The organism is Sphingomonas sp. dw_22 (assembly GCF_018449795.1).
Classification (GTDB): Bacteria; Pseudomonadota; Alphaproteobacteria; order Sphingomonadales; family Sphingomonadaceae; genus Sphingomonas.
In genome coordinates, this window is record NZ_JAAVVE010000001.1 from 88,411 (window position 1) to 114,103 (window position 25,693).

Here is a 25,693-nt window from a genome sequence, read left to right on the forward strand (position 1 = left end):
ATATACTTTCGCGCCGGAAAATGCAAAGTGTCGCGGCCAGTGCGACGGCAAGGGAAGAGCAGCGAACCTCAGCTAGACGCAATCTCCGCCAACGCCAGCCCCGGAGTCGCAGCGAGAAGACGGCGCGTATAATCATGCGCTGGGGCCTCGAACACCGTTCCGGTCGGCCCTTCCTCGACTATCCTGCCGGCTTCCAGCACTACCACACGATCAGCGATCTGCTCGACCACCGCCAGGTCATGCGTGATGAACAGGCACGCAAAGCCGCGCTCCGCCTGGAGCTTCTGGAACAGAGTGAGCACCTGCAGCTGGATCGTCAGGTCCAGGGCGGAAACGGGCTCGTCGGCAACCACCAGCCGCGGCTGCGAGGCGATCGCGCGGGCGATCGCGATGCGCTGACGCTGGCCGCCGGACATCTGGTGCGGCAGACGGTCCTCGAAACCCTCAAGGCCGACATCGGCCAAGGTCGCGAGCACGCGCTCGCGCCGACCGGCCCGGTCGAGCCCCGGTACATGACGGAGCGACGCGCCGACGATCTCGCCGATACGCAACCGCGGATCCAGCGAGGAAAAAGGATCCTGGAACACCAGCTGCGCGGCGCGGCGAAACGCCGTACGCTCGGCACCACGCATCTCGTGCAGCGCGATTCCCTCGAAGCGGATGGCACCACTTGCCAGCGGCTTCAGACCCAGTGCCGCGCGGCCCAGCGTGGTCTTGCCCGATCCGCTCGCGCCGACCAACGCCACGATCTCGCCCTCACGCACATGCAGATCGACGCCGTCCAGGACGCGAACGGGCTTGCCCGCCCGCAATATGCCGGGCTTGCCGACGAATTCGACACATGCGTCCTCGATCGCAAGCAGCACCGGAGCGTCCGCCGCCACAGGCACGCGGCTTTCGTCGCGGCGCGGCAGCGATCCGACCAGCTTGGCGGTATAGGGATGCTTGGGCGCGGACAGCACCTCACGCGTCACGCCCTGCTCGACAAGCACGCCCTTTTCCAGCACCAGCACGCGCTCGGTATATTTGGCGACCAGGCCCAGGTCATGGGTAATCAAGAGCAAAGCGGTGCCGGTTTCGGCGGTAAGCTCGACCATCAGGTCCAGCACCTCGCGCTGGCTCAACGTGTCGAGCGCGGTCGTCGGCTCGTCCGCGATCAGCAGGCGCGGTTTCAGCAACAGTACCGAGGCGAGCATGATCCGCTGACGCATGCCACCCGAAAACTCATGCGGATGCCGGTTCAGGCAGCCTTCGGGATCGCGGATATGCACGCGCTCCAGCATCGCGATGCTGCGCGCCCGGATCTCCACGTCGCTCAGATCGCAATGTAGCCGAAGCCCTTCGGCGAGCTGACGCCCGATTGTCAGTGCCGGATTGAGTGAGGTCATCGGCTCCTGGAACACCAGCCCGATCCCCGCCCCGCGCACCGCACGAAGCCCCGCCTCATCCAGCCCGGCGAGATCGCAGCCGTCGAACCGGATCGCACCGGCCGCGCGATGCACGCCCATGGCAAGCAGTCCGGGGATCGCCCGCGTCGCCATCGTCTTGCCGCTGCCGGATTCGCCGACGATCGCCATCCGCTCTCCCGCGGCGAGGGTGAAGCTCAACCCGGCGAGTAGCGGCGGCCGTCCCGGCTGATCGGCCTCGATCCGCAGATTCTCGATTTCCAGCAAGGGCACCCCGCTCATCGCCGGCCTCGCGGATCGATGCGGTCGCGGAGTGCGTCGCCCAGCATATTGATGCCCAGCAATGTCGCTACGATGCACAGCCCCGGCGCGATACTGAGCCAGGAAGCGGTGTAGATATAGGGCCGCGCCGAAGAGAGCATGTTGCCCCATGTCGGGGCGGGCGGCGGCACGCCGACGCCGAGGAAGCTCAGGGCACTTTCCGAAAGCACCACCCAGCCGAACAGGCTGGTAGCCAGCACGATGATCGGCGGCAGAGCATTGGGAAGCACGTGACGCCACATCGTGTAGAGCGCGCCGTCCCCCGCGACCTTCGACGCCTCGACATATTCGCGCTCCCGGATCGAGAGCACCGCCGATCGCACCACCCGCACCGTCGCCGGCAGATAGGCGATCGCCAGCGCGATCACGATGCTGTGGCGGCTCGATCCCAGCACCGCGATCATCGCGAGCGCCAGCAATATGCCGGGAAAGGCGAGCAGCGCGTCGTTGACCGTCATCAGCAGCCGATCGGTCCAGCCGCGAAAGAAGCCCGCGAGCACGCCGAGCGCCGATCCGATGACAATGGCGATCGCGACGGTCTGGACAGCGATCATCGCGCTGATCCGCGCACCGAGCATCGCCCGCGCAGCAACGTCGCGACCGAACTCGTCGGTGCCCAGCCAATGCGCGAAGGACGGCGCCTCAAGCGCATGATCGAGGTCGATCGCGAGCGGATCATAAGGTAGCCAGACCAGCCCGATCAATATGGTCGCAACCAGCAGGCCCACAAGCGTGTAGCCGATAAGAGCGTGGACTGGGGGCTTCATGCGGCGGCAACCCGAGGATCGAACAGGGGGTAGAGCAGATCGACGATCAGGTTGATAAGCACATAGACGAACGCCGTGAACAACAGGCAGCCCTGCACCACGGGATAGTCGCGCGACAGCACGGCATTGACCATCAACCGTCCCAATCCCGGCAGCGTGAACACCGTCTCGATCACCGCGACCCCACCCAGCAGATGGCCGAGCGTGAGGCCCACCAGCGTGAGCGTGGGCGCGAACGCATTGGGGAATACGTGGCGGCGCAGGACGACGCCTTCGCGCAGACCCTTGGCGCGGGCATGCGTCACATAATCGAGGCCGAGCACGTCGATCGCACTCGATCGCATCATCCGGGTCAGCACGCCGCTTTCGGAGATGGTCAGCGTCAAGATCGGAAGGACGAGGAACAGCAATGCCGCGAGGCCCCCTTCGGATACCGGGACATAACCGACTACCGGCAACCAGCGCAGCGTCACGCCGAAGACGAGAAGCAGGATCAGTCCCAGCCAGAAGCTCGGCACCGCGAGCACCAGGCTCGCCGACCAGTTTACTATCCAATCGAGCCGCCGGTCACGCCGCCATGCCGCGAGCAAGCCGAACGCTATCGCGATGCAGGTCGCCAGCGCGACCGCGACGAGGACCACCGTCGCGGTCAACGCGAAGCGCGTGAGGATCAGGGTGGTTACTGGCTCGCCCGTCACGATCGAAGTGCCGAGATCCCCTTGGAAGACCTGCCCCATCCAGGCGAGGAACTGCACCGGAAGCGGCCGGTCGAGCCCCAGCTCGATCCGCAGCGCGGCGATCGCGGCCGGGTCCGCGCCCTCGCCGAGCATCACCTGGGCCGGATCGCCCGGGATCAGGTGCACGAGGAAGAACACCGCCAGCGAGACGAGGAACAGCGTCGGCAACGCGAGCAACAACCGCTTGAAGATATAGCGCAGCATCAGCGGCCCCCTATCCCGACATTCCACAGCCGCTGCGACTGGGCGGGCCAAGGCCGATATCCCGTCACGCCACGGCCGAGCGCCGTCACGCGCCGGGTGTTGTAAAGGATCACCGCCGGGGCTTCGGCCCGGAACTGGCGGTCCATCGCGTCGAACACCGCCTGGCGCGCACGCGGCTCCTCGGTTTCGAGCGACTGGCGCAGCAGCGACAGCGCGGCCGGCGTGTCCCACACCTTGCGCGGATCGACGCGCTTGTCGCCGACGAACGCGTTGAAGAGCAGCGACGGATCGAGCCGCGCCGAATAGCCGAACAGCATCGCCTGATAGGTGCCGCTCGAATAGCGGGCGAGTTGCGTCGCCCAGTCGAGCGTGACGATCTCGAAATTGATTCCCGCCTCCCGCGCCATCGCCTGCACGACAATCGCGGCGTCATAGATTTCGGGCGGCGCGTGGCTGGTGATCAGGGTGATCGGCCGCCCGTCATAGCCCGCCGCCTTCGCCAGCGCGCGCGCGGCGGCGAGGTCACGTTTGATGAGCGGCCGCTCGACGCCGGTGAAATAGGGACTGGCGACGGGTATCGGCGAGCTGTCCGGCGCGCCGGTGCCGTGCGTCGCCGCCCGCGTCAGGCTCGCCACGTCGATACTGAGCGCGATCGCGCGGCGCAGGCGCGGATCGGCAAGCACAGGATCCTGGGTCTGGAAAAGGATGCCGAAGAAATCCATGCTCGGCGCATCGACCAAACGCACGTCGCCGGCCCCCTTCACCGCACCAAGTTCGTTGGGCGAGAGTCCGTCGAGCACGTCGAGGCTGCCGCGCAGCAGGGCGGCGCTGGCCGCGGAGCCGTCTGGGATGGCGACGAAGCGCACGCGATCGACAAGCGCCCGCTTGCCGCCGCCATTGCCGTCGGTGGCGCCCGGAAGCGACTGGTAGCCGGCGAACCGCTCGAGTTCGACGAACTGGTTGTGCCGCCATTCACCCCATTGGAACGGGCCGGTGCCGATCGGGCGGAGCCACTTGCCGTCCTTGCCCACCGAATCGCGATGGACGATGCCGGTGCCGCCGCAATCGGCACGCGCCAGCGTCTTGAGCAACAGCGGCGCGGGCCGATCGAGCACCAGACGCACCGTCAGCGGCGCCGGCGCGGTGATCGAGACGATCTGCGCGATCCCCTTGGGCCCCAGATCGGCGCGGCACCGCCAATGCGTGGCGGGCGCCAGATAGCGCTTCAACGACCAGGCGACATCGTCCGCGGTGAGAAGGGCGCCGTTGTGGAAGCGCACGCCCTTGCGAAGCTGGAAATCATAGGTTCTGCGATCGGGGGATATCGTCCAGCTGCTCGCCAGCATCGGCCCGATCGAACCATCCTCGCGCGAGGCGACCAGCCCCTCGACGACATGGAGCAGGACCGAATCGGTGTTCAGGTCGCGCTTCGTGCCGGGATCGGACGAGATGATGTCGGCATTCAACCGTGCACGCAGGATCGTACCCTGCCCGCCAGCCGGCACGGCGGGCGAGCAACCGGCGAGCGCCAGGGCCATGATCGGAAGCAGGCGTAGACCGGAAAGTTCAGGCATCGGCGATTTGTGGTCGTAGGCTCGCCGGCTGCGCGGCAAGCGTGTAGCGCACATAGTCTCCGCCCAGCGCCGGCATCATCGCCAATTCCATCTCACCCCATTCGGGCCGCATGATGAGCGATGCGACGGTGGCCGACATCCCCGTCACGGCCGAGGGCCGAGGGGGTACGCAGATCGCGAGCGGCGACCCCATCTGATCGAGCAGCACACGGCGGATATCCTCGATCCCGATCCGATCCTGTGGGGCAAGCAGTCGCTCCGCCCGCTGCTGACGCCAAAAGGTGCAGGGGGAATCGGGCACGCCAGTTTCACGCAGCTTGGTGAGCGCGATTCCGTTGAGCCAGTGATTGGCGTGGACGAGCAGGCCATTGGCCGGTTCTACCACGAAGGTTTCGTCGGGCGCACATTCGAGATCATGGACGATGCCCGACGCGGCGTGGCTCAACGCCAGATTGTTCGACGCCGATTTGGGCGTCGCATAGACCGCCTTGAACGCTTCCGAATAATTCGACTGCTGCAGCGCCTTACGGCGCAGCAGGGCGAGCGGCACGCCGATCCGGCGATAATCGCGCTCGCATTCCAGATAGTTGCCGGTGATCGCGATGCCAGCCGAATTGAATCCGAACCGCGCCAGCCCGCCGGCCTCCGTGAAAGTCAGGATGTCCGGCCCGTCCTCGCCACGGATGCGCAGCACGACGCAGGTTTCGGCGCAGGTCGCCTTCCAGTCCCAATTGTGCGCATGGATGAGGGCTCCTTCAGCGGCGCGCTCGGGCTGGACGATGATGGTGGTGCATCCGTCCGCGCCACGCTCGGCGAGCAACCCCTCGCGCAGCACCGGGTTTCCGGCCATCTTGAGCAATTCGGTCCGCGCGTTGAGCAGCACGATATGCGCCATCGGCACGTCCGCCCCCGCAGCGATGGCGCGCATTTCCTCGACATGTCCTGCATCGAAGGATTCGATGATCGGGAGATACGCCTCGACCAGTTCGGCAAGGCCGGTCTCCGTCAGGCCCGAGCGCTTCATCTGCTCCAAATAGTGCCCAACGCCGATGCGGATTTCACGGGCGGTTTCAGCGCCGTAGCGCTCACCGCGCTCACGCGCCGTCCCCCAGATCTCCACCATGCGACATGCGCCGACCATTCGTCACCCCTCGTTATAGCCAGTGCGTAACACTGTTTTGTCGCTTTTAAAAAGACAAAAAATGCACCCGATCGGATAGAATGTTTCGCCCCGCTCCTGCTGCTGGCAACAGACCATGTTGTATTTTCAAAATCAGTGATACATGATTGCGCCGTCAAAAAAAGAGGTCGCCGATGCCGTCTGGAACGCTGCGAAACACCGGAACCATGCTGATCCTGCTCGCGGCTTCGTGCCCTATGGTGGCGCTGGCGCAGACCGATGCCGAATCGCGCTTCCGCACGCTCTATCGGGATCTGATCGAAACCGATTCGAGCCCGACCACGGGAAGCTGCACCAGCGTCGCCGAAAAGGGGCGCGCCTATCTGCTGGAGGCGGGCTTCTCCTCCACCGATACCGAAGTGGTCATCGCGCCCGATCTGCCGCGCGACGGCAACCTCGTCGCACACATCCCTGGCACCGATCCCAAAGCCGAACCGATCCTGCTCCTCGCGCACATCGATGTCGTCCCGGTGAAGAAAGGCGACTGGCAGCGTGATCCGTTCAAGCTTATCGAGGAGAATGGCTATTTCTATGGCCGGGGTACCGTAGACGACAAGGCGATGGCGGCGATCTTCGTCGACAGCCTCGCCCGGCTGAAGAAGGAGGGCTTTCGCCCCCGTCGCACGATCAAGCTGGCGCTGACCTGCGGCGAGGAATCGGGCGGCCGCCTGCGCGGCATCCGCTATCTGATCGATAAAAGGCCCGAAACCGTGAAGGCCGCATTCGCGATCAACGAAGGCGGATCGGGCTATCTGGACAAGGATGGCAAGCCGCTGACCTTCATGGTGGAGGGTGGGCAAAAAGCCTATCAGGACTTCAAGCTTACTGCGACCGGTCCCGGCGCGCACAGCTCGCGGCCCGGCCCCGACAATATCCTGACGCGCATGGGCGCGGTGCTGGTACGGGTCGGCGAATATCGCTTCCCCGCGCGGATCGGCTCCGTCACGCGCAATTTCTTCGCACGTTCCGCCCCATCGGAAACAGGCCAGACCGCCACCGACATGAAAGCGGTCGGCGCGGGCAGCGACGATCCCGCCGCGATCGCACGGCTGTCCGCAGGCGATCCGGTGTGGAACGCGATGATCCGCACCACCTGTGTCGCCACGCTCATCAATGGCGGGCACTCCAAAGCCGCTCTGGCCCAGAGCGTGGAAGTCAACGTCAATTGCCGCATCCTGCCCGGCCAGAGCGTGGCCGAGGTGCGCGAGCAATTGACGCGGGTGGTCGACGATCCCGCCATCACCATTGCCGACAATTCGCCGGTGCTCGATGGGATCACTGGCCCCTCCCCGGAACTCACGCCCGAGATATTGGGACCGATCGAGGCCGTGGCGAACGAGATCTGGCCGGGAGTTCCGGTGATCCCCGGGGTTTCGCCGGGAGCATCGGACGGGCGCTTCCTCAACGCGGCGGGCGTCCCCACCTTCGGCGCGAGTGGCGTGTTCCGCGATCCCGATGGGAATGGTGTCCACGGCCTGAACGAACGGCTGCGGGTCAAGTCGCTGCTCGACGCGCGGACGTTCCTCTATCGCCTGATCCGGCGGTACACTGCTGGAAAGGGCAAGTGATGCGGCGGACTCTCCTGGGCCTTCTCGCCACAAGCTTTCTCGGGAGTGTCCCCGCGCTGGCACGCAGCCCGGCCGAGGATTGCGCCAGGCTCAAGGATGCCGCGATCCCGCATGTCGAGATCCTGGTCGCGAAGCCCGTTTCCGGAACCTTTGTCGAAGATTTCGTCGCCGATCGGAGACCGCGCACCTATACCGGCCTCAAGCCCTTCTGCCGGGTGCGCGGGATCAGCCGGCCGGTGCCGGGCTCAGAGATCGGCTTCGAGGTCTGGCTGCCGGCGAGCGGATGGAACGGCCGGCTGCACATGATCGGCAACGGCGCCTATGTTTCCAACATCTCATACAAGCAGATGATCGCAAGGCTCGACGATGGAGACGTAGCCGTGGCGACCGACACCGGGCACCAGGGATCCGATCTGCGCTTCGGCTGGAAGCATCCCGAGCGCATCGCCGATTTCGGCCATCGCGCGGTGCATGAATCGGTCCTCGCCGCGAAGCAGGTCGTCCGCGCCTTTTACGGCCGCGCCGCGAACTGGTCCTATTTCAGCGGCTGCTCGACCGGCGGCTATCAGGGACTCAGCGAGGCCCAGCGCTATCCGGAGGATTTCGACGGCATCATCGCGGGCGCGCCGGGCAACAACCGCACCAACCTGACGCTCGCCTTCCTCTGGAACTATCTCGCCAATCATCGCCCGAACGACGACGCACACCCGATCCTGGGCAGCTCCGAGCTGCTCCTCATCAACCGCGCGGTCACGAAGCAATGCGACAAGCTCGATGGGGTTGCCGACGGCGTCGTGAGCGATCCGCGCATGTGCGGATTCAAGATCCCGTCGCTCGCCTGCATGCCCGGGGACAAGCCGGGCAGTTGCCTGACCGGGGAGCAGATCACCGCCGCGCAGCGCATCTATGACGGTCCGAAGGATCCCCGTACCGGCGCGCAGATCTATCCCGGCTATCCCCTCGGCACCGAAGGCGTGATGAGCGGCGCGAGCGACGAGCATCCGGGCTGGACGGGCTATTGGTCGGAAACCAAGCGCCCCGACGAGCCGTCGCGGGCGGACATGTTCCGCTATTGGGTGTTCGACGATCCCGAATGGAACTGGTGGAAGTTCGACTGGGGCGCCGATATCGACACGATGCACGCGCGGCTCGCCGCCGATTTCAACGCGACCAGCACCGATCTGAGCGCCTTTTCGCGCGGCGGCGGCAAGATGATCCTGTTCATGGGCTGGCAGGATCCGGTCGGGTCGCCGATCGAGGCGATCAACTATTATGAGGACGTCCGGTCGCGAATGGGCGGCGACGATACAAAAACCCAAGCATATCTGCGGCTGTTCATGGTGCCCGGCATGGATCATTGCGCGGGCGGCCCGGGCGCGACCAACTTCTCGACCGCGACGCGGGATTCGACCCCGCCGGTCCGCGATGCACGACATGACATGCTGCTCGCGCTTCAGGCCTGGGTGGAACAGTCTCGCCCGCCCCAGTCGCTGATCGCCACGCGCTACGCCACCGAGGATGCCACCATTCCCGCGGACCGCCGGCAGATCGCCTTCCAGCGGCCGATCTGCGTCTATCCGGCCAAGCCGGAATATGCCGGTGGTCCGGTCAATTCGGCAGCGAGCTATCGCTGCGTTTCGCCGCCGGTGCCGAAGCGCCGCTAAGGCCGCTCAGGCAAACTGGATGCAGGTGGGGCTGCCGGTTTCGGCGACGATCGCGCCCGCCTGTGGCACGCCGTCGGCACCGATCGGCAGGCGGACGATGGTGTGGCTTTCCTCGTTCGCCACGAACAGCGCATGTCCGTCAGGCGCGATCGTGAAGAAGCGCGGCGTCCTGCCGCCGGTCGCGGTCCAGCCGCGAGCGGTCAGCCGCCCGGTGCGGGCATCGACCGCGAACGTCGCGATGCTGTCGTCGCCGCGGTTCGATGCGTAGACGAAGCGTCCGTCCGCCGATACCGCGATCTCCGCGCCCCGGCTGTTGCCGGTGAAGCTGTCAGGCAGCGACGACAGGATCTGGAACGGCGTCAGCGCGCCGCTCGCCGGGTCCGCAGCATATGCCGTCACCGTGGAATCGAGTTCGTTGATCGCATAGGCGAAGCGCGCACCCGGATGATAGGCGATATGCCGGGGCCCCGCGCCTTCCCGCGCGATCGCCGCCGCCTGCTCGACCGCCGCGAACTTGCCGTCCGCACCAACCATATAGACGTCCACGCGATCGCATCCCTTGTCCGGAACCGCGAAGAAACTCCCCGTCCGATCCGGCTCGATCTGGTGCGGTTTGGGAAAGGGCTGCTCGATACGGTGCGGCCCTGCCTTGCCCTCGAAGGCGACGATGTCGAGCGGCTCGGCGCCCAGCGTCCCGTCGGGGGCGATGGCGATGCTGGACAGGCCCGAACGCACCTCGCCCGCGACGATATGGTTCACGACGACCAATATCGGATGGCGCGGATGGATGGCGAGATGGACGGGATTGCGCCCGCCCGTCGTCACCCGGTTCGCAAAGGTCAGGCGTCCGCTGCCACGGTCCACGCGGAACCCGCTCACTTCGCTGCCGTCACCATGGACGGTGTAAAGCATTGTCCCCGCGGCGTTCAGGATCAGATAGGAAGGATTGACCAGATCGCCGACCGTCTGGACCGGCTGCCAGGCGCCGCCGGCGGGGTCCGCGCGATAGACACCGATCCCATCGCCTTTCGCGTTGCGTTCCCGGCTGGTGCGGCAACCGAGATAGACGATCCGCGGCATTGCTTTTCCTCCCTGAGCCAGCGCCCGCTTGCCGAGCAACGACGAGAGGCCAAGTGCGCCACCGCCGATCATCGCATCCCGCCGCGTCGCCATCCTTCACTCCTCTCCATACAAGTCTTGCTCTTTGTATTATGCAATGTCAAAGAACATTGCATGGAGATGGAATCGACGACGGGGGACCGCCTCAGCGCGGCGGACGAGCGCGCGACGATGCGTCGGGTGTTTCGGCGGATCGTGCCGCTGTGTTTCGTGCTTTACATCATCTCCTATATCGATCGGGCCAATATCGGTTACGCGGCGCTCCAGATGAACGCGGAGCTCGGTCTCACCGCCGATGCCTTCGGGTTCGCCGCAGGCATCTTCTTCATCGGCTATTTCCTGTTCGAAGTGCCCAGCAACATGCTGATGGCGCGCTATGGCGCGCGCGTCTGGATCGCACGCATCCTGATCGGGATGGGCATGGTTTCGATGCTCACCGCGTTCGTGCAGACGAGCTGGCAGCTCTATCTCGTCCGATTCCTGCTTGGCATTGCCGAGGCCGGCTATTTCCCCGCGATCATCATCTATCTCACAAGCTGGTTCCGCGCGCGCGAGCAGGCAACGGTGGTCGCGCTGTTCACTTCGGCCATCCCGGTTTCCTATATCGTCGGCACGCCGATCAGCACTTTCATCATGGATCATGTGAGCGGCTTTGGCCTGACCGGCTGGCGCTGGATGTTCCTGATCGAAGGCGTACCGGCAGTGATCGGCGGACTGCTCACCTATCGCCTGCTCGTCGATCGCCCGGCGAACGCGCGCTGGCTGCGGCAGGAGGAACGCGACTGGCTGGAGGGCGAGATCGCGATCGAGCACGCCGCACGCGACGGCGTGAAGCATCTCGGCACTTGGGGAGCGATCACCGATCGCAAGGTGCTGTTCCTGTCGCTGGTCTATTTCGTCTATCAGGCGGGCAGCCTGGGCGTCGGCTATTGGCTACCGCAGATCGTCAAGAGCGCCGCTTCGACGATGAGCAATGTCGAGATCGGCCTGGTCGCGACAATACCCTATGTGATCGCGACGATCGGGATGATCTGGTGGTCGCGCCGATCCGATCGAACCGGTGAGCGCCAGCGCCATGCCGCATGGCCGCTGCTCGCGGCCGCGATCGGGCTGGCGGCGGTCGTCCCCGTTGGCGGGATCGTCGCCTCGGCCGCCCTGCTCTCGCTCGCGCTCACCGGCTTCTACGCCTTCAAGGCGCCCTTCTGGACGCTTCCCGGGATCTTCCTCTCCCGCAGCACTGCCGCTGTTTCGATCGCGGCGATCAATTCGATCGGCAATCTGGGCGGGTTCGTGGGCCCCTATGCGGTGGGCCTCGTCGCGAAGGAGAGCGGCAAGCCCGCGCTGGGTCTGCTCTTCCTCGCCGCGCTCACGCTGGTCGCCTTTGCGATGGTGTGGCTCGCCCGTCTCGCCCCCCGTGCGGAGTATGGCCAATGATCCGCACCCGCACGATCCGCAGCCACGGGCGCGAGTATCGCATTGTCGATCTCGCCGCCTATGGCATCCGCCGCCTCCCCTATGTCCATCGCATCCTGCTCGAGAATCTGCTCCGGAAAGCGGCGGACGACACGGATGCGCTGGCGCCGGTGGAGGGCTGGCTTGCGTCCGGCCGGAGCGACGCGGAGATCGCCTTCTGGCCCGGCCGCGTGATGATGCACGACACGACCTGCGGGCCCGCGCTGGTCGATCTCGCCGCCGCGCGCAGCGCCATCGCGGAAGCCGGAGGCGATCCCGCCACGATCAACCCGGTGCTGCCGGTCGACGTCTCGACCGATCACAGCCTGGCAATCGACGTGTTCGGCTCGGCTCGCTCCGCACGCCTCAACATGGCCCGCGAGATGGCGCGCAACGCCGAACGCTACCGCTTCATGAAATGGGCATCGTCGGTGCTCGATGGCTTCACCGTCCATCCGCCCGGCACCGGCATCATGCACACGATCAATCTTGAGCGGCTGGCATATGTCGTCACGTCTGGCGCGAGAGACGATGAGCTTTGGGCGATGCCCGATACGCTGATCGGCACCGACAGCCACACGCCCATGATCAACGGGATCGGCGTGCTCGGCTGGGGCGTCGGCGGGCTGGAGGCGGAGAGCGTGATGCTCGGCATGCCAGTGATGATGCGCGTTCCCGAAGTGATCGGCGTCCGTTTCATCGGCTGCCTCGCGGAGGGCGTGACTGCGACCGACCTCGCTCTTCACGTCACGCACCGGCTGCGCCAGCTTCCGCTTGCCGGCCGCTTCGTCGAATATTTCGGTCCCGGCGTCTCAACCCTGTCCGCCGGCGACCGCGCCACCGTGGCCAACATGGCGCCCGAATATGGATCGTCGACCGGCTATTTCGCAATCGACGAGGCAACGCTCGCCTATCTGCGCCAGACTGGCCGCCCCGCACAGCAGATCGACATGGTGGAGCGCTATGCGCGGGCGACGGACCTGTGGTTCGATCCCGCCGCCGAACCTGTCTATCACGAGATCGTCGAGATCGATCTCGCCACGGTCCGCCTCTCTCTTTCCGGCCCGCGCCGTCCACAGGATCTGATCGCGCCCGCCGATACGCGCGCGCTGCTTTCCGGAGGCGTCACCGCGCACGGCATTCCGGCACATCCCGTCGCGATCGCCGCCATCACGAGTTGCACCAACACCTCAGATCCGCGCCAGCTGATTGCGGCCGGGCTGCTGGCCCGCAAGGCGCGCAGATTCGGGCTCCGGCCGCCGTCCTGGGTCAAGACGGTGCTCGCCCCAGGCTCGCCCAGTGCCGAGCGGATGCTGACGCGCGGTGGCCTCCTCGCCGATCTCGAAGCGCTCGGCTTCGGCATCGCCGGTTATGGCTGCGCGGTGTGCATCGGCAATTCGGGACCGCTGGTCGAAGCGATGACGTCGGCTGCAGGGCGCGGCGAGGTCCGCCCCACGGCCGTGCTCTCCGGCAACCGCAACTTTCCCGGCCGTGTCCACCCGCTTGTCGAGGACGCCTTCCTCGCCTCGCCCGCCCTTGTCATCGCCTACGCGCTGCTGGGCGACGCCACCCGCGACGTTTCGCGCGATCCGCTGGGCTTCACGCTCGATGGCAAACCGATCCACCTCGCCGATATCTGGCCGAGCGGCGCCGAGATCGACGCGGCCGCCACAGCCGCGATCCGCCCGGATGATTATGCGACGGCCTATGACGCCGCCGAGGACAGTGCGGACTGGGCCGCGCTCGATGCTCCGGCGACTCAGCTCTATCCCTGGGATGCGGGCTCCACCTATCTCCGCCGCCCGCCTTTCGCGCGGATCGAGGGAGAGAGCCGTCTGGGCAATTATCTCGCGCAGCCGCTGCTCGTTCTCGGCGACGACATCACGACCGACCATATATCGCCGGCCGGCGCGATCCCGGTGGACAGCGACGCCGCCCGCTGGCTGGTGGCGCATGGGTCCGATCCGGCCGACCTGAACGTCTTCTCCTCGCGGCGGGGCAATTGGGAAGTGATGCTGCGCGGCCTCTTCACCAATCGCAGCGTCCGCAACCTGCTGGACGAAGGCGTCGCACCCGGCTCGACGATCCACGCGCCCAGCGGCGAGACAGTGCCGCTATGGCAGGCGGCGGCACGCTATGCGGAAGCGGGCCAGCCCGTCGTCATCCTGGCAGGCGAGCGTTACGGCATGGGCTCGTCGCGCGATTGGGCGGCGAAGGGCGCCAGCCTGCTCGGCGCGCGCGCCGTGCTCGCCAGCAGCTTTGAGCGGATTCACCGGTCTAACCTCATCAACATGGGCATCCTGCCGCTGCGCCTGCCCGGAGAGCGGCATCCGGCGACGCTGGGACTGAAGCCCGGCGACACGATCGAGATCGACGCGGCATCCGAACGGCTCGGGCCGCGCACGCTTGTGCCGGTGACGATCCGCCATGCCGACGGACGTACCTCACGGTTCGATGCGCATGCCGAGATCGAGACGATGCTGGAGACGGCGGTTCTGCGCGCAGGCGGAATCATCCCGATGATCCTCGCGGATCGGCTCGCGCCGCTCAACGCCGCGTCGTAACCCTCGCGAAGAAGTCGAGCGTCCGCTCCAGCGCCTGGAGGTTCGCGGCGCGCGTGGCTGCCGGAGTCTTGCCGATCAGGCCATGCCCCATCTCGGGGATCAGCAGCGTCTCTACGGGCCGCCCGGCTGTCTTGAGCGCTGTCGCCATTTCCTCGGTCTGGTGGAATGCCACCTCCTCATCCGCGGTGCCGTGGATCAGCAGCATCGGCGGCGTCTGCGGACCGACATGGCGGACCGGGCTGGCCGCCTCCGCCTTGTCGGCGCACGCGGCAGGCTCGCAGCCGAGCAGCGGCGCGATATTGCCCAGCGCCGAACCGGCCTGCTCGCCCAGCGCCGCGAGATCATAGATGCCGTACCAGAGCGCCGCGCCCTGGACGCAGTCCGAAACGGCGAGCGGCTTCGCTGCCTGCGCCGCCGCGCGCCCCATCCGCCCCGTCGATGCCGGCGGATCGAATGCCGCGACGCCGCAAGTGGTCGCCGCCAGTCCCGCGAGATGCCCGCCGGCCGATCCGCCCCACAGCACGACGCGATCGGGGTCGATGCCATAATCGCCGGCCTTGTCGCGCAGATAGCGGATCGCCGCCTTCACATCTTGGATCTGCGCCGGGAAACGCGCCTCCCCGCTCAACCGATAATCGACCGAGGCGACGACATATCCCCGCGCGGCCACCATCGCGAGCACTGCAGGGAAATCGGCGAACGCTCCCGATCCGCGCGCATCGCCCCGGCTCCAGCCACCGCCGTGCACCCACAGGATCAGCGGACGCGGCTTCGATCGGCTGCGGTCCTCGTGCAGATAGAGGTCGAGCTGAAGCGGTCGGAAGCCGACATAGTTGGCGAACTCCACGCGCGGCCGCGCGACGATCCCGCCGGGATAGCGCGCCGCGACCTCGGGAAAACGGTCCTCGCGGACCGATACGGCGGAAACCGCAACCTTATCGAGCGAAGAATCCTGCCCCTGTGCAGGCCCGGCCAGCGCGAGCGCCCCCAATATCATCAGCGCGCGCATCTGCGTCCCTCCCTCGATGGTCCGCAAGCAATGCATCATTCATCTCGATAATACAAACCAGTTCAGGCGGCCCCGAACCTCATCGCATCCAGGAAGGTTTCCAGCCCCACATTGCGGCCACACAGCACCACCGCCACTTTCTTGCCGCGATAGTCCTGCGCCGCCTGCGTCAGGCCCGCCATCGCGACTCCGGCGGCACCCTCGATCATCCAGTGCTCGGCATCGGCCACGGCGCGCATGGCACGGGCGATCTCCCGTTCGCTCACTGTCAGGATGCTGTCGATCACCTGCTGGCAGATCGGGAAAGTCATCGATCCGGGCTCGACCGCGCCGGTCGATCCATCCGACAACGTGGGATATTCAGGCGTGGCGATGATTTCCCCGGCGCGAAGCGAATCGAGCATGCAGGTCGAAGCCTGGGGCCAGACGCCGACGACCCGGGTGCCGGGGGAAAGCGATTTGAGCGCGGTGCCGACGCCGCCCACCAGCCCGCCACCGCCGACGCAGATGAACACGGCGTCGAGCCCCTGGGCCTGCTCGGCAAGCTCCACGCCCATTGTGCCTTGTCCTGCGATCGTATCGAAGTCGTTGTACGGCGCGACATAGGGGATACCGCCCTGCTGCGCGACGCGGCGCGCCTCCAGCTCGGCCTCCAGCGCCTCGCCGTCCACCGTCACCAGAGTCGCCCCCTCGGCACGGATCGCGTCCGCCTTCACCGCCGGCGTCGTATTGCCGACATAGACCGTTACCTTGATCCCGAACTTGCGGCCGGCATAGGCGACCGCGCGGCCATGGTTGCCGGTCGATGCCGTCACTACCTCCGGATGCCCGCCCTGCTCGGCCAGCAGCCTGATCTTGTTGGTCGCCCCGCGCAGCTTGAACGCGCCCGTGGGCTGGAGATGATCGCACTTGAGCAGCACCTCGCAACCGAGCGCGGCGGAAAGCGCGGCGCTATGCTCCAGCGGCGTGACCTTCACATGCGGGCGGATACCGCGATGGGCGTCGTGGATGCGGTCGATAAGGGAGGTCATGTGCGTGTCCTGTCTATCCGCGAAGCGCGGCGGAGATGCCGGCGAGCCCGCCCTCCAGTTCCTCGGCGGTCGGCCAGGCATAGCCCAGCCGGAAATAGCGATCGGGCATCTCGAACCAGTGCCCCGGCCCGACATAGGTGCCGTGCCGTTCGAGCAGGCGACGGTAGAAGGCGGCGGTGCCGCCAGGCGGATCGGCCTTCATACGCGGAAAGCACACCACGCCGCCCATGGGCCGCACCCATTCGAGATTCTCCTCGCCCGCAATCCACTCGGCCACGCGGTCCAGCCGCCGCCGCCATTCGGCCAGCATCGGCTCCAGGAAGGCTGCGCGACGCGCGAGTAATTCCTCCGCCACCCATTCGTTGATTACACTGCCGCAGATGCTGATCTGCTCCTTGGCCGCCAGAAACAGCTCCTGCAGCACCGGGTCGCGGTTGATGATCCAGCCCACGCGGATTCCGGGCACGCCGAACGCCTTGGAGAGTGAGGCGACGCTGATGACATGATCGCCCATCGACGCCGCGATCGGCAACCGCGCGGTCAGCGACAGGTCGCGATAGGTTTCGTCGACCAGCAGCCGGCAGCCGCGCGCCGCCGCGAAATCGGCGAGCCGCCGCAATTCCGCCTCCGCCATCATCACGCCGGTCGGATTATGTGGGCAGGTGACGCTTATCAGCCGCGTCGCCGGCGTCATCGCGGCGGCGATCCGGTCGATATCCAGCGCAAACCCGTCCTCGAACGCCAGGTCGACAAAGCCGATGCCGCAGCCGATCGCGCGCGGCGTCTCCAGGTTGGTCGCGTAATTGGGGCGCACCACCACCAGATGATCCCCCGCATCGAGCAGCGCCGTCGCGATGATGAACAGCGCCCCCGCCGCCCCGCCGGTAATCAGCACGTCGTCGGCCGAAACGCCCGTCTCCCCGGCCACCACCAGTTCCCGCAGCCTGGAGCCGCCACGGTGCTCGCCATAGAGCAGGGTCAGGTCGGGCACCTGCAGCCCCAGGCTGCCCAGCGACTGGTCCGCTATCGAGCTTTCGGACAGATTGAAGCGGATATTGCCATAGCCATACTCCTCCGGAGATTCGACTTCGATCGGCATGCGGACATAGCGCATCTTCGGAAAGGCCTTGCTGCTGGAGGCCGCTTGTCCCGCCTGGGGCGCGAACGCGCCATCCCTCCGGAGAGGGGGTCAGCGCGCCATCGCGAACAGCTCGGCGATCGAGCCCACCCGCAGCTTGCGGAATATCTGCTTGCGATGGTCCTTCACCGTGTGGCGGCTGATCGCCATTCGCAGCGCGATCGCCTCGCTCGAGCAGCCGCGCAGCAGCAGGTCGCAGACTTCGCGCTCACGCGGCGTCAGCCGCCCGCGCCATTCGATCGTGCCGCCTAGCGCGCGGTGCCGCTCGAACGCTGCCGCGATCGGGCGGCCCGATGCGTTGAGCGCCGCGATCGTCCGCTCCGGCGCCGCGCTGCGTGCGCGCTCGCGATAGAAGCCCAGTTCGACGATGCCGCCCCAGCCCCTGAAATAGAGGCAGACTTCCTCCTGCCGCTCAGGCCAGCCGAGCGTCCGATAGCCCAGCTCCTCCTCGGGCGCATGGACAAGGAACGGGAGAACCGCCGGATCGGCCCGCAGCGCGGTCCGCGCAAAATCCCGCGCGCGAACCGCGCCATCGCCGCGCAAGGCCGCGAGCATCGGGTTGATACGATAGGTCTGCCGCGCATAATTATCGATCCCCGCGCGGCACCCGACACGGCTGAAATCCTCCGCCAGCGCTTCGCCGCCGTCCCTGGGACGGTGCAGAAACGCCGCCGAAAGCTCGAAGCCACTGAAGCGGCACAAGGCGTCCGCGACGCGAGGCACGAAGTCCGGTGCGCCGATCGCGCCGATCGTTTCCGCCAGCGCCGCCTCCATCGTGGACATGGTCATTGGGCCGCGAACGCCCGGCCAAGCGCGGCCTGCGTCGCGGCGGGTGCATCGATCCACGGGAAATGTCCTGCATGCGGGATCGTGAGATGCCGCACGCCCGGCCAGACCGGATCGAAGGCCGGCTCATAGCCGCGAATCCAGTCGATATCGCCGGCCATCGCCACCACCGGAAAGTGCGGCCGCGCGCTGTCCGGCGGGACCGAATAGTGCCGCTGATAGTCGTCGGAAAGCGCGGCGATTTCGAGATGGATCGCCGAAGCGGCGAGCCCCGCCGCGAAATCCTCGCCCCGGCGCGGATCGAAGAAGCTCGCGGCGAATTTGATCCGCATCGCCGCGATCCGATCGCCACGCGCACGGGCGGCATCATAGGCGGCGACTTGCGCGGATGTGAGCCGCGCACGCCAGCTATCGAGCGGCAATGGCGGCCTGGCCAGGTTCGGGCCGACCGAATCGAGCAGGATGAGCCGGGCCATGTGTCGGGGATATGCCGCCGCATAGGCCTGAGCGGTGGCCCCGCCGAACGAGTGCCCGATCACCGTCACCTTGCCCGCTCCAATCGCGATGCGCAGCGCCTCAACATCCGCGATCGACCCGGCTACCGTCAGCCGGCTGCCGTCCCCCAGTGCCGCACGTGAGGCACCGGTCCCGCGCGGCTCCAGCAGAATCGCCCGCCGGCCGGTCCGGGCGACCATATGCGCGAAATCCAGCATATATCCGGCGTCCAAGCCTGGCCCGCCGGGCAGTATCAACACCACGTCGCCGGTTCCGCAGTTCCGATAGCCGAGCGTGCCGCCATCCGCGGCAAAGCGGCGCACGGCACATTCCGGCGCCGCATGCGTGGCAGGCGAGCCCAGGCCGGCCACCAGCACCGCCGCTATCATGTTTCGCAGGAACATCGCGATTCCCCGATCGGGCCTGAGCCATCCGGCTATGTATTATCGATATCGATAACACATTTGATGTCATACCCGCAATTGCGCGCAAGCCGAAACAGGCGCCGTGGCCCGATCAGCCGTTGCTCGGAATATGATCCTGCAAGGTTGCCTTCCCTGCGATCCGCGCGCCCAACAGGTCCAGCGCCTCGGCGGGCAACCCCGTCCAGCCCGCGGCGCGCAGCTCGCGCCAAGCCTGCTCGTTGAGGCCGCCCGGCGTGGAATGGTCGACAATCAATCGATCGAAGCCCTCCCCCGCCCGCTCCTCGGCGGTCACGCCCAGCGCATTGAAGAAAGCGGCGACGAACGGAGTTGCCCGCTCGCGTGCCACGCCCTGGTCCGCCAGCCAGGTCTCGATCGACTCCAACAGGCCGAAATAGCTCGCCATGAACCCGGTCACGGTCCAGAGCGCGTCCAGTTCCCTCTCGTCGCCCAGCTCGATGAGCTGTCCGAGCCCTTGCAGCAGGGGGGCGATCTCGGGCGATGCCGGATAGAGCATCAGCGGCCCCATCCGCCGTGCCACCGCCGGCAAGGGAGTCACGCGGTGAATGGTCTCGACCGGAGCCACCAGGGGCCGCAATGCGACGGTATCCAGCGTGGCGATCAGGCTGACGATCCGCTGTCCCGCGCGAAAGCGCAGCGCACCCAGAACCTCTGCGGCGATCTGGGGCGTGACGGCCAGGAACACGATCTCCGCGCCATCGACCACCGCCTGGTTGCTCGCCGCCACCTTGACGAAGGGGTAGCGCTCCGCGAGCCGATGCGCACGCTCGGCGCTGCGCGGCGACAGCAGGAAATCGGCGCGATGCTCGCCATTCGCGCACATGCCGGTGATCAGCGCCTCGGCAATCGTGCCCACACCGACAAAGCCGACAACCGGCAGCGCGCCCATCAGGCGGATACCTTCATCTGCGCCAGCGCGTCGATCGCCGCCCGGATCGTCGCGATCACCTGCTCACGCTCCTCGCCCACCAGCGGCAGGCGCGGCGCGCGTGTCCATTCGGGTGCCCCGTAGACGAGGTGCTCGGCCATCTTGATATACTGGACCAGCTTGACGTGCGTATCCAGATGGAAGCTCGGCGTGAGGATCCGATAAAGCGCGCGCGCCTCGTCATAGCGCTGGGCACGGCAGAGCTCGAAGATCCGCACGCATTCCGCGGGCCAGGCGTTGGTCATGCCCGAAACCCAGCCCGTCACACCCAGCGAGCAGCTCTCGACGATAAGGTCATCGACGCCGCAGAAGACTCTGAACCGGTCACCGAATTCGATATAGGTATCGGTCACGCGCCGGATGTCACCCGTCTCTTCCTTGATGCAGACGATCTCGGGCACGTCGGCCAGTTCCCGGAGCACTTCCGCCGTGACGTCCACGCCATAGGCGATCGGATTGTTGTAGATCATGATCGGCAGGTCGGAGGCGCCCGCGATCTCACGATACCAGTGCGCCGTCTCGCGCGGGTCCGTCTTATAGCCCAGGCTCGGGAACACCATCAGCCCCTGCGCACCGAAGCCCTGATATGCCGCGGCATGGGCCTTGGCCGTCTCCAGCGTGATCTCGGCAAGCCCGGACAGCAGGGGAACCCGCCCCGCCACCGCCTCACTCGCCGCGCGGATCACCCTCTCGCGCTCCCCGGCGTCAAGCGACGCGTTCTCGCCAAGCATCGGCAGCACGATCACCCCCGAGACGCCGCTTCGAATCAACCGATCGAGACTGGCCTGAAAAGCGTCCAGATCGATGCTCGAATCCTGCTTCATCTTGGTGGTTACCGCGGGAAATACGCCGGACCAGATTGCCATTTTTCACCTCGCCAAATTTCATTGTATCCAATATACTATTGTTGCGGAGGCGCAAGTGCGATCTTCGCCACTTCACCAAGGGAGACTCTGATGACCGATATTCGCCGACTGCATCCAACGGTTCGCATGAACCAGGCGGTCATCCATGGGGGGCTGGTCTACACAGCGGGCCAGGCGGCGCAGGATAATCCAGGCGCAAGCGTCGCGGTGCAGACCGCCGAGGTTCTGCGGCGGGTGGACGATCTGCTGCGCGACGCGGGCACGGACAAGACTCGTATCCTGACCGCCTATCTCTACCTGCCCGACATGGCCGATTTCGGCGAGATGAACCGCGTATGGGATGCCTGGGTCGCGCCGAACGCCAAGCCCGCCAGAACCACCATCGCCGCCGGTTTGACCGAGCCGCACTACAATATCGAGATTGGCGTCATCGCTGCGCTTTGAGGGACGCGTGGCAATGCCCGCCTGCTGCGGCTAGGGAGAGCGAAACGCGGATTGGCAAGGCATCGCATGCGGCAAGACCAGAAATCGTCGAGAACCCATCGGATCGAGCGACGCACCATTCCCGAGAATATCCGGAACTCGCTTCAGGAGCGCATCCTCAATGGCGAGTTCCGGGAAGGCGATCCGCTGGTTCAGGAAATAATCGCCGAGGAATATGACGTCAGCCGCATCCCCGTACGCGAAGCGCTCCGGCAGCTCGAAGCGAGCGGGCTGGTCGTCATCCAGACCCATAAGGGCGCGGTCGTCGCGACTATCCCTACTGAACAGGTTGAAGAATTGTTCGAGTTGCGCGCGATGCTCGAGGTCGATCTGCTCGAGCGCGCGATCCCCCGCATGACGGATCGCGACATTGCCGAGGCGGGCGATATCCTGACCGAGTTGGAGGCATCGTTCGCGCGTGGCGACCGGGCGAGTTGGGGCCGCCTCAATTCGGCCTTTCACCGCCGGCTCTATGCGCCGGCCGGCCGGCCCCAGACCCTTGCCCTCCTCCAAGGCATCGGACTGCAGGCAGAGCGCTATATTCGCCTCCACCTCGTGCTGACCGACGGCCTTGACGATGCCCTGCGCGAGCATCGCGAAATCCTGCGCCTTTGCGCGATGCGCGATGTCGCCGCGGCGGCCAGCTATCTGCGTGACCATATCCTTCAGGCCGGCCGCGCGCTGGTCGCCGAATTGCGAGCGGAGCGCGCACGCCGAACGGCCTGATCCAATCATTGACGATAAATTGTATCCAATATACGTCTTGTATCGGCCGCGTCTGGCCGCCGGTATGGGGATTGCCACAAAATGCGATTGCAGCAGGTTATAACGGTGGTCGGCGTGCACGCCGAGGGTGAGGTCGGACGCGTCATCACAGGCGGCGTCATCGCGCCTCGGGCCGCGTCGATGTTCGAACGGCAACAGATCCTTATCCGCGATCAGGACTGGCTACGCGAGATGCTGCTGTCGGATCCGCGTGGCAGCGTGAACGCGGCCGTCAATCTGGTGACGCCGCCGATCGCGCCGGAAGCGGATATCGGCATGATCGTCATAGAATCCGACTATTACCCCCCGATGTCGGGCTCGAACCTCATGTGTACCGTCACCGCCGTTCTCGAAACCGGAATGATCCCGATGTCGGCGCCGATCACGCGGCTCTGCGTCGATACGCCAGCCGGGCTCGTCCATGTCGAAGCAGAATGCAGCGACGGGAAATGCCGTCGCGTTTCCTTCCGCAATGTCCCGGCCTTCGTGATGCACCGCGACCGCGAGATCGAAGTTCCTGGCCTCGGCGCGATCACGGTCGATGTCTCCTATGGCGGGATGATATATGTGATCGTCTCCGCCGAGCAACTCGGCTTCACCCTGGCGCGGGACGAGGCAAGATCCCTTGTCGAAATGGGCGAACGCATCAAGCTCGCGGCTGCGGAACAGCTCCCGGCGGTGCATCCCGAGAACCCGGGCATCAACACCATCAATCAGACTCTGTTCGCAGGCCCTCTAGTCGAACGCGACGGGATCAAGACTTCGAAGAATGCCGTGGTCGTCTCGCCGGGACGGATCGATCGCAGCCCATGCGGAACGGGCTCGTCGGCGCGCATGGCGCTGATGCATGCCCGTGGTGAGCTCATGCCGGGCGAGCCGTTCGTCCACCAGTCGATACTCGACACCGAATTCACCTGTGCGATCGAAAGCACCACCACGGTGGGTGGCCTCGATTCTGTCCTCACGCGCGTCGGAGGCCGCGCATGGCTTACCGGAGTCTCGCACTACGGAACCGACCCGGAAGACCCCTTCCCTCACGGTTATCGATTGAACGACACTTGGTTGGCTTGTTGAGCGGAACCAGACAAAACGCGCCCGCTACCATGCGCTCTCGGCGGCAGGAGGCAACTGGGAAGATGAGCGGCACCTACAAGTCGTCCGTCAACACGCCTTTTCCAGATTGAGGATCGCAGCGATTACGGGGGCCAGCAAGTTTGTAAGCAGTTCCGGACTCGCCGTCACCAGCGGATCGAGCTGGAGCATTTGGCGCATCATCTGCACGCCGGCGACCAGCGATAGAAGTATCGCAGCTCGCTCTGCCGCATGTTCTCCCCCAACCGCGCGCTCGGCGGCGACTTGATGAGCAACGGCAATGCGCTCCCGTGCGATCTTCGCGGCAACGGGACTCGATGTTGATCGGAACAGGATCAGGAAGCCGTCGAGCGGATCAGCGTCGCGTCCGGTCAAGCCGATCAGGGCTCCAGCAAAGGCACGGGCAATATCTGGTGCGGCGAGGTTTTCCGCCGATAGGATGACCGGATCGCGCATGCTGTCCGCGACCACTTCACCGAACAGACCTTCCTTGGACCCGAAGTAGCGATTGACCATCATCGCGGTCACGCCGGCACCTTCGGCGATACCTCTCAGGCCCGCCCCTTCATAGCCACGCTCTGCAAACACGCGCCGTGCCGAGGCCAGGATGGCTGCCTTGGTTGTCTCCGCCTTGGCAGAGCGGGTCGATGCAGATTGTTCGCCGGACTTCATTATACACCTGTAGACTCTACCGATTGAAGAAGTATACAATCGTAGACAAATTGGGCAATGCGAGGTGTGTATGAAGAAGGTGCTGGTGACTGGCGGGTCCGGCTTCGTCGCGGGATGGGCAATCATCGAGTTGCTTCGGCAGGGTTATGATGTCCGCGCGACGCTACGCTCGACCAGCCGCGAGGTTTCCGTTCGCCGCGGGATTGCAAGTCAGATCGCGGCGGACGAGCGGCTCGAGTTCGCAATCGCCGATCTGACGCGCGACGCCGGGTGGGATGCGGCAGTCGCGGGTTGTGACCATGTCCTCCATATCGCATCGCCCCTGGGTCGCGAGGCGCCCAAGGACCGCAATGCCCTGGTCGAGCCGGCGCGGGGCGGCGCGCTGCGTGTGCTAAAGGCGGCCGTCGCGGCCGGTGTCGAGCGCGTCATCATGACATCGGCGGCCGTGGCCGCACGCAAACGCGGATCAAATGCTGTCAGCACCGAGGATGTCTGGGCCGACCCCGAAGACCCACTGCTCGATCCCTATCGGCGTTCCAAGATTCTCGCAGAACGCGCGGCATGGGATTTCATGAGGGAAGCGCCGGGAAGGACGAGTCTTACGACCATCTTGCCGGGTGGCGTGTTCGGCCCAATCCTCCCCGGTGGGGAGCAGGGATCGGTGTGGGTCATTCGGAATATGTTGGAGGGTAAACCACCCCGCTTGCTCAATCTCGGGCTCTCGATTGTGGACGTGCGCGATTTGGCGGCGGCACACGTTGCCGCGCTAACCGCACCGGGAGCCCCCGGTGAACGGTTTCTTTGCACTGGCCCGTTTCTGTGGATGTCGCAGATCGCGAAGTTGCTGCGTGACGGTCTCGGACCGGACGGGAAGCAGGTTCCGACTAAAGTGCTACCCGATAGGCTCGTCTGGCCTCTGTCCATAGTGATGCCCCGCCTTCGCATGTTCCGGAACGACATTGGGCAGCGCCGCCACGCAGACAACGGCAAGGCGATGTCTGTGCTTGGCTTTGAACCGCGCCCCTCAGCAGATACGCTACTGGAATGCGCTCGCAGCCTTATCGCCGAACAGCGCTAATTGGGGGTAAGTTTCGCCAGTGACTGACATAGCGACCGGCGCAGTCAGGTCCGAAGTGGAATAGCGCCTCTCCATCAACATCGCTCAAAGACCGGCCCAACCGATACGGCCCACCCGTGGTCGCTCTCACACCCCTCCGTGAATGAAGGGTAGCTTTTGGGAATCGGGCTGCAGCGGCAGCGCGTAACGGGTACGTACAAGCTTTAGCCGATCAGGCAAGCTACTGATTACACTATAATTTATTTCAGGCGCCCCCTCCCGCAGGGGATCACCAGGGGTTTCAACGGATCAGTGCCACGACGCGATTTCCACGACATATTGACCTCGCCACTGAGCTTTGTTTTCTTGGCC

22 protein-coding genes are annotated in these 25,693 nt (G+C 65.7%); 8 read left to right on the forward strand and 14 right to left on the reverse strand.

All coding sequences use genetic code 11. The features are described 5' to 3' along the window. Positions 1-68: 68 nt before the first annotated feature. From HB724_RS00385 to HB724_RS00405, 5 genes are read right to left on the reverse strand one after another with little or no spacing between them, the layout of a single operon-like run. The gene (locus HB724_RS00385) at positions 69-1,688 is read right to left on the reverse strand and encodes a dipeptide ABC transporter ATP-binding protein (RefSeq protein ID WP_213978915.1); all 1,620 of its coding nucleotides are present in this window, start codon (positions 1,686-1,688) and stop codon (positions 69-71) included. Beyond that, positions 1,685-2,494, reverse strand: coding sequence for an ABC transporter permease (locus tag HB724_RS00390; protein ID WP_213978916.1), 810 nt, complete (start codon positions 2,492-2,494; stop codon positions 1,685-1,687). The genes HB724_RS00385 and HB724_RS00390 overlap by 4 nt, the downstream gene beginning before the upstream one ends. Further along, on the reverse strand, positions 2,491-3,435 hold the full coding sequence (locus tag HB724_RS00395; protein ID WP_213978917.1) for an ABC transporter permease: 945 nt from the start codon (positions 3,433-3,435) through the stop codon (positions 2,491-2,493). The genes HB724_RS00390 and HB724_RS00395 overlap by 4 nt, the downstream gene beginning before the upstream one ends. Then, positions 3,435-5,009, reverse strand: coding sequence for an ABC transporter substrate-binding protein (locus tag HB724_RS00400; RefSeq protein ID WP_213978918.1), 1,575 nt, complete (start codon positions 5,007-5,009; stop codon positions 3,435-3,437). Before HB724_RS00400 ends, HB724_RS00395 begins: the two co-directional genes overlap by 1 nt. Further along, a complete protein-coding gene (locus HB724_RS00405; RefSeq protein WP_346344630.1) occupies positions 5,002-6,150 on the reverse strand; it encodes a C45 family peptidase in 1,149 nt (382 codons plus the stop codon). The genes HB724_RS00400 and HB724_RS00405 overlap by 8 nt, the downstream gene beginning before the upstream one ends. A gap of 173 nt (positions 6,151-6,323) precedes the next feature. Between HB724_RS00405 and HB724_RS00410 the strand changes: the two genes are divergently transcribed. Both HB724_RS00410 and HB724_RS00415 read left to right on the forward strand, forming a co-directional pair. After that, on the forward strand, positions 6,324-7,757 hold the full coding sequence (locus HB724_RS00410; RefSeq protein WP_213978920.1) for a M20/M25/M40 family metallo-hydrolase: 1,434 nt from the start codon (positions 6,324-6,326) through the stop codon (positions 7,755-7,757). Beyond that, positions 7,757-9,421: a tannase/feruloyl esterase family alpha/beta hydrolase gene (locus HB724_RS00415; protein WP_213978921.1), complete on the forward strand. Its 1,665-nt coding sequence runs from the start codon at positions 7,757-7,759 to the stop codon at positions 9,419-9,421. Before HB724_RS00410 ends, HB724_RS00415 begins: the two co-directional genes overlap by 1 nt. Positions 9,422-9,427: 6 nt before the next feature. Here HB724_RS00415 and HB724_RS00420 read toward each other — a convergent pair whose 3' ends face one another. Continuing rightward, positions 9,428-10,594 carry a lactonase family protein gene (locus HB724_RS00420; RefSeq protein ID WP_213978922.1) on the reverse strand — a complete coding sequence of 389 codons (1,167 nt, stop codon included), beginning with the start codon at positions 10,592-10,594 and terminating at the stop codon, positions 9,428-9,430. Between the two features lie 60 nt (positions 10,595-10,654). Between HB724_RS00420 and HB724_RS00425 the strand changes: the two genes are divergently transcribed. Next, positions 10,655-11,974, forward strand: coding sequence for an MFS transporter (locus HB724_RS00425; RefSeq protein ID WP_213978923.1), 1,320 nt, complete (start codon positions 10,655-10,657; stop codon positions 11,972-11,974). Further along, on the forward strand, positions 11,971-14,556 hold the full coding sequence (gene acnA, locus HB724_RS00430) for an aconitate hydratase AcnA (protein ID WP_213978924.1): 2,586 nt from the start codon (positions 11,971-11,973) through the stop codon (positions 14,554-14,556). Before HB724_RS00425 ends, acnA begins: the two co-directional genes overlap by 4 nt. Here acnA and HB724_RS00435 read toward each other — a convergent pair. From HB724_RS00435 to HB724_RS00465, 7 genes are all read right to left on the reverse strand, one after another. Then, the gene (locus tag HB724_RS00435) at positions 14,540-15,565 is read right to left on the reverse strand and encodes an alpha/beta hydrolase (RefSeq protein WP_213978925.1); all 1,026 of its coding nucleotides are present in this window, start codon (positions 15,563-15,565) and stop codon (positions 14,540-14,542) included. The genes acnA and HB724_RS00435 overlap by 17 nt on opposite strands. A gap of 62 nt (positions 15,566-15,627) precedes the next feature. Next, a complete protein-coding gene (locus tag HB724_RS00440) occupies positions 15,628-16,596 on the reverse strand; it encodes a threonine/serine dehydratase (RefSeq protein ID WP_213978926.1) in 969 nt (322 codons plus the stop codon). Positions 16,597-16,609: 13 nt separating this feature from the next. After that, positions 16,610-17,710 carry a pyridoxal phosphate-dependent aminotransferase gene (locus HB724_RS00445; protein WP_213978927.1) on the reverse strand — a complete coding sequence of 367 codons (1,101 nt, stop codon included), beginning with the start codon at positions 17,708-17,710 and terminating at the stop codon, positions 16,610-16,612. 75 nt (positions 17,711-17,785) lie between these two features. After that, positions 17,786-18,523, reverse strand: coding sequence for a helix-turn-helix transcriptional regulator (locus tag HB724_RS00450; protein WP_213978928.1), 738 nt, complete (start codon positions 18,521-18,523; stop codon positions 17,786-17,788). Then, a complete protein-coding gene (locus HB724_RS00455; protein ID WP_213978929.1) occupies positions 18,520-19,419 on the reverse strand; it encodes an alpha/beta fold hydrolase in 900 nt (299 codons plus the stop codon). Before HB724_RS00455 ends, HB724_RS00450 begins: the two co-directional genes overlap by 4 nt. A gap of 112 nt (positions 19,420-19,531) precedes the next feature. Next, complete coding sequence (locus tag HB724_RS00460; protein ID WP_213978930.1) at positions 19,532-20,347, reverse strand: NAD(P)-binding domain-containing protein; 816 nt, start codon at positions 20,345-20,347, stop codon at positions 19,532-19,534. Next, positions 20,347-21,252: a dihydrodipicolinate synthase family protein gene (locus HB724_RS00465; RefSeq protein ID WP_213978931.1), complete on the reverse strand. Its 906-nt coding sequence runs from the start codon at positions 21,250-21,252 to the stop codon at positions 20,347-20,349. The genes HB724_RS00460 and HB724_RS00465 overlap by 1 nt, the downstream gene beginning before the upstream one ends. A 90-nt stretch (positions 21,253-21,342) precedes the next feature. Between HB724_RS00465 and HB724_RS00470 the strand changes: the two genes are divergently transcribed. The 3 genes from HB724_RS00470 to HB724_RS00480 all read left to right on the forward strand — a co-directional run bounded on the left by HB724_RS00470 (position 21,343) and on the right by HB724_RS00480 (position 23,574). Continuing rightward, on the forward strand, positions 21,343-21,696 hold the full coding sequence (locus HB724_RS00470) for a RidA family protein (protein ID WP_213978932.1): 354 nt from the start codon (positions 21,343-21,345) through the stop codon (positions 21,694-21,696). A 66-nt stretch (positions 21,697-21,762) separates the two neighbouring features. After that, positions 21,763-22,461, forward strand: coding sequence for a GntR family transcriptional regulator (locus HB724_RS00475; protein WP_213978933.1), 699 nt, complete (start codon positions 21,763-21,765; stop codon positions 22,459-22,461). Positions 22,462-22,542: 81 nt separating this feature from the next. Next, a complete protein-coding gene (locus HB724_RS00480; RefSeq protein WP_213978934.1) occupies positions 22,543-23,574 on the forward strand; it encodes a proline racemase family protein in 1,032 nt (343 codons plus the stop codon). Between the two features lie 87 nt (positions 23,575-23,661). Here HB724_RS00480 and HB724_RS00485 read toward each other — a convergent pair whose 3' ends face one another. Beyond that, complete coding sequence (locus HB724_RS00485) at positions 23,662-24,264, reverse strand: TetR/AcrR family transcriptional regulator (RefSeq protein WP_213978935.1); 603 nt, start codon at positions 24,262-24,264, stop codon at positions 23,662-23,664. A 70-nt stretch (positions 24,265-24,334) separates the two neighbouring features. On the opposite strand from HB724_RS00485, the gene HB724_RS00490 reads away from it, so the two are divergent. Next, positions 24,335-25,342, forward strand: a complete 1,008-nt coding sequence (locus HB724_RS00490) for an NAD-dependent epimerase/dehydratase family protein (protein WP_213978936.1) — start codon at positions 24,335-24,337, stop codon at positions 25,340-25,342. The last annotated feature ends 351 nt before the right edge of the window (positions 25,343-25,693 follow it).

Bases quoted from the DNA above. Each gene is read 5' to 3' on its own strand.
- HB724_RS00445 (WP_213978927.1), bottom strand. From the start codon at position 17,710: ATGCGCTATGTCCGCATGCCGATCGAAGTCGAATCTCCGGAGGAGTAT.
- HB724_RS00385 (WP_213978915.1), bottom strand. From the start codon at position 1,688: ATGAGCGGGGTGCCCTTGCTGGAAATCGAGAATCTGCGGATCGAGGCC.
- HB724_RS00465 (WP_213978931.1), bottom strand. From the start codon at position 21,252: ATGGCAATCTGGTCCGGCGTATTTCCCGCGGTAACCACCAAGATGAAG.
- HB724_RS00400 (WP_213978918.1), bottom strand. From the start codon at position 5,009: ATGCCTGAACTTTCCGGTCTACGCCTGCTTCCGATCATGGCCCTGGCG.
- HB724_RS00405 (WP_346344630.1), bottom strand. From the start codon at position 6,150: ATGGTCGGCGCATGTCGCATGGTGGAGATCTGGGGGACGGCGCGTGAG.
- acnA (WP_213978924.1), top strand. From the start codon at position 11,971: ATGATCCGCACCCGCACGATCCGCAGCCACGGGCGCGAGTATCGCATT.
- HB724_RS00460 (WP_213978930.1), bottom strand. From the start codon at position 20,347: ATGGGCGCGCTGCCGGTTGTCGGCTTTGTCGGTGTGGGCACGATTGCC.
- HB724_RS00475 (WP_213978933.1), top strand. From the start codon at position 21,763: ATGCGGCAAGACCAGAAATCGTCGAGAACCCATCGGATCGAGCGACGC.
- HB724_RS00480 (WP_213978934.1), top strand. From the start codon at position 22,543: ATGCGATTGCAGCAGGTTATAACGGTGGTCGGCGTGCACGCCGAGGGT.
- HB724_RS00410 (WP_213978920.1), top strand. From the start codon at position 6,324: ATGCCGTCTGGAACGCTGCGAAACACCGGAACCATGCTGATCCTGCTC.
- HB724_RS00415 (WP_213978921.1), top strand. From the start codon at position 7,757: ATGCGGCGGACTCTCCTGGGCCTTCTCGCCACAAGCTTTCTCGGGAGT.
- HB724_RS00455 (WP_213978929.1), bottom strand. From the start codon at position 19,419: ATGTTCCTGCGAAACATGATAGCGGCGGTGCTGGTGGCCGGCCTGGGC.
- HB724_RS00485 (WP_213978935.1), bottom strand. From the start codon at position 24,264: ATGAAGTCCGGCGAACAATCTGCATCGACCCGCTCTGCCAAGGCGGAG.
- HB724_RS00435 (WP_213978925.1), bottom strand. From the start codon at position 15,565: ATGCGCGCGCTGATGATATTGGGGGCGCTCGCGCTGGCCGGGCCTGCA.
- HB724_RS00390 (WP_213978916.1), bottom strand. From the start codon at position 2,494: ATGAAGCCCCCAGTCCACGCTCTTATCGGCTACACGCTTGTGGGCCTG.
- HB724_RS00425 (WP_213978923.1), top strand. From the start codon at position 10,655: ATGGAGATGGAATCGACGACGGGGGACCGCCTCAGCGCGGCGGACGAG.
- HB724_RS00450 (WP_213978928.1), bottom strand. From the start codon at position 18,523: ATGACCATGTCCACGATGGAGGCGGCGCTGGCGGAAACGATCGGCGCG.
- HB724_RS00490 (WP_213978936.1), top strand. From the start codon at position 24,335: ATGAAGAAGGTGCTGGTGACTGGCGGGTCCGGCTTCGTCGCGGGATGG.
- HB724_RS00470 (WP_213978932.1), top strand. From the start codon at position 21,343: ATGACCGATATTCGCCGACTGCATCCAACGGTTCGCATGAACCAGGCG.
- HB724_RS00395 (WP_213978917.1), bottom strand. From the start codon at position 3,435: ATGCTGCGCTATATCTTCAAGCGGTTGTTGCTCGCGTTGCCGACGCTG.
- HB724_RS00440 (WP_213978926.1), bottom strand. From the start codon at position 16,596: ATGACCTCCCTTATCGACCGCATCCACGACGCCCATCGCGGTATCCGC.
- HB724_RS00420 (WP_213978922.1), bottom strand. From the start codon at position 10,594: ATGGCGACGCGGCGGGATGCGATGATCGGCGGTGGCGCACTTGGCCTC.